This window comes from Paracraurococcus lichenis (assembly GCF_030657435.1).
GTDB lineage: Bacteria > Pseudomonadota > Alphaproteobacteria > Acetobacterales > Acetobacteraceae > Paracraurococcus > Paracraurococcus lichenis.
The window spans coordinates 1-3,325 of sequence record NZ_JAUTWS010000222.1 but is presented as its reverse complement, the minus strand read 5'-3'; the positions used below and the strand labels follow the sequence as shown (position 1 = coordinate 3,325).

The following is a 3,325-nucleotide window of genomic DNA, read 5'->3' as shown; positions in this document are numbered from 1 at the left end:
TACCACCTCCCGGCCACCGCGCTCGCGCACCCGCGGCCGCGCCACCGAGACCTTGCCGCCATGAAAGCCGATCGGCCCGGTCGCCCGGCCCCAGCGCTGCGCCTGCCGCCCACCGCCACGGCCGTGCCGCGGGCCGCACAGCGCCGCCGCATCGGCCTCCAACATCTCCCCAAGCGCCTCCAGCCCCGCCCTCAGGCACAGCCGCTCGAAGCTCTCCGTCGCCGCCTCAAGCGGCCGATCCGCAGTTGATGGCGGCACCACGGCCGCCGATGTGCTATTCCTCGTCATGGCGTTGCTTGCCCCTCGTGGATTCGACACCCCGAGCCTACTGGCTCAGGGCAGGCAACGCCGCCTTCTTCCTCAACATCGACCGGGACATCGCCGGCGAATGAACGACAGCAACCCCGGCGCTTAGCATGCAGTTTTGGACGGACCGTAAAGCGACCCCTCGGTCCCACACGCCGAGCCCTGCAGACGTGCGAGCAGGGCAGGAACGTCGGGGGCGGGGGTGGGATGGGCGAAGAGGTAGCCCTGGGCCTCACCGCACCCTTGCCGGCGCAGGACGGCGAGCTGCGCCTCGGTTTCGACGCCCTCGGCGGTGGTGGACATGTCGAGGCCGTCGCACAGCTCGGCCACGGCCCGCACGATGGCCTCGCTCGCGCGCGCCTCGCCCAGACCGCGGACGAAGCTGCGGTCGATCTTGACCTTGTCGAAGGGGAAGCGCTGGAGGTAGCCGAGCGAGGAGTAGCCGGTGCCGAAGTCGTCCATGGCGATCCGCACCCCCAATGCCTTTAACTGATGCAGTGTCGCGAGCGTCTCCTCCGTGTCGCGCAACATCGCCGTCTCGGTGATCTCCAGCTCCAACCGCCCGGGCTCCAGCCCCGAGGCCGCCAACGCCTCCTGCACCGCCTCGACCAGGCCGCGCGAGCCGAACTGTGTCGGCGAGAGGTTGATCGCAACCCTCGGCGCGCCTGGCCAGGTCACCGCCTCGGCACAGGCCCGGCGCAGCACCCAGCTGCCAAGCGGCACGATCATCCCGGTCTCCTCGCAGACCGGGATGAAGCGGTCGGGCGGCACCAGCCCGCGTTCGGGGTGGCGCCAGCGGATCAGCGCCTCGAGGCCGTGGACGACGCGGTTCCGAACCCCCACGATTGGCTGATAGTGCAGCTCGAACTCCCCCTCGGCCAGCGCCCGGCGCAAGTCCAGCTCAAGGGTGCGGCGCAGCTGCATGCGGGCGTCCATCTCGGGCTCGAAGAAGCACCAGCAGCCCCGCCCCTCGGCTTTGGCCCGGTACAGCGCCATGTCGGCCGCCTTGAGCAGCGCGTCGGCGTCGGCCCCGTCGCCGGGCGCGAAGGCGATGCCGATGCTGGTGCCGATAACCACGCGGTGGCCATCCAGGTCGAATGGCGTACCGAGCACCTCGACGAGCCGTCGGGCCAGCACGGTGGCATCGTGTGGCTGGTCGGCGCCAGCCTGTACCACTGCGAACTCGTCTCCGCCCAGCCGGGCCAAGGTGTCGACCTCGCGCAGCTCCGAGCGCAGCCGCTCGGTAACTGCCCGTAGCAGGGCGTCGCCGGCCGGGTGGCCAAGGGTGTCATTTACCTCTTTGAAGCGGTCGAGGTCGAGGCACAACACCGCACAGGGCTCGCCCCGCCGCACCCGCGTCAGCGCCGCGTCGAGCCGCTCACGGAAGCGGACGCGGTTGGGCAGACCGGTGAGCGCGTCGTGGTGCGCCATGTGTGCAATCCGCGCTTCGGCTGCGCGTCGCTCGGTAATGTCGATCACCACGCCCAATGCGGTGAGGGGACGACCATCGATCGCGTACTGGTAGCGGACCCGCAACTCGAAGTGGCGCAGCTCACCGCTCTGCGGGTGGCGGATGCGGTACTCGGTGCCGCCCTCAGGCGCCCGCTCAGCCAGTTCGCGGCCGATCTGCGCTCGAAGGCGCTCGCGGTCTTCGGGCAGGACGGCGGCGAGGCACGCCGCCTCGGGGATCGGCGTCTCGCCGGCGGGGAGCCCGTGCATGAGGCGCATCTCGGGCCCGGGGTGGAAAAGGCCGCCGACAAGGTCGTGGCGGAAGTGGCCGATCCGGCCCACCTCGAGGCTGAGGCGGAGCAGCGCCTCGGCCTCGTTTCTCGTTGTCACGTCGATGACCACGCCGACCGAACCGATCGGCCGCCCCGCGGCATCGTACTCGTAGCGGGTGCGCGCTTCGAGGTGGCGCACAGCTCCGTCCGCGGCGTGGCGGATGCGGTACTGGTACGCGATCTCCGGCAATCGGCGCGCCTGGGCGTCGGCGATCTCGGCCCGTAGGCGCTCGCGGTCTTCGGGCAGGACCGTGGCGTACCAGTCCGCTGCCGTGATCGGGACGCCGTCCGAGGGCAGCCCGTGCAGGGCGCGCGCCTCCGGCCCGCAGTCGATGGCTCCGGTGGTAAGGTTGCGGGAAAAGCCGCCGATATGGCCGACCTGCAGGCACAAGCGCAGCATGGCCTTGCCGGCATGCAGGCGCTCCTCAGCCTCGCGCCGCTCGGTGACGTCGATGACGACGCCGACCGAGCTGACCGGCCGCCCCGAAGCGTCGAACTCGTAGCGGGCGCGCATTTCGAGGTGGCGCAAGGCGCCGTCCGAGGCACGCCGATGGCGGTAGTCGCAGGCGATGTCGGGGACCCGCTCAGCGATGGCGGCTCCGACCTCGGCCATCAGCCGCTCGCGGTCTTCCGGCAGGATCGGGGCGGCCCAGACCTCGGGCGGGATCGGCGCCTCGCCTGCGGGTAGCTCAAACAGCGCTCGCGTCTCCGGCCCACACCGGATAGCCCCAGTGGCGAGGTCGCGTGTGAAGCTGCCGATGCGGCCGACCTCCTGGCCCATCCGCAGCAGCTCCTCGCTGGCCCGCAGTCGTTCCGCGGCTCCGCGGCTCTCGGTCACGTCCTGCACGATAGCGACGCAACGCGCAACACGGCCGTCATCGTCGCGCGCCGAGACGGCGACGCTGACGTGGGCCCACACGGTCGTGCCGTCCGGCCGCAGGTAGCGCAGCTCGTCATCCCAGAACCCCCTCTCGGCAATGGCCGCGCGACGGCGGCACAGCACTGCCGCACGATTGTCAGGGTGCAGGGTGTTGTCCGGGCCGAGGCCGCCGAGCAGCTCGACCTCGGTGCGGCCAGTGATCTCGCAAAAGCGACGGTTCACCCGGACGTAGCGGTCGTTGGTGGCGTCGAGCTCGGCCACGCCCACCGAGCCGGTGTCGAACACGGCCCGCAGTGCACCCTCGCGCTCGGCCAGCACGCGGGTGACGCGAGCACGTTCCTCCGCCGCGGCACGCTCG

Annotated in this window: 1 protein-coding gene and 1 pseudogene; both read right to left on the bottom strand. The window is 71.2% G+C overall.

Features of this window, described 5'->3' with window-relative positions; all coding sequences use genetic code 11:
- Positions 1–288, bottom strand: a pseudogene (locus tag Q7A36_RS39010) (IS256 family transposase); the annotation flags it as partial.
- 123 nt (positions 289–411) lie between these two features.
- The coding region (locus Q7A36_RS39005; RefSeq protein WP_305109180.1) for a sensor domain-containing protein at positions 412–3,325 on the bottom strand (2,914 nt) is incomplete at its 5' end.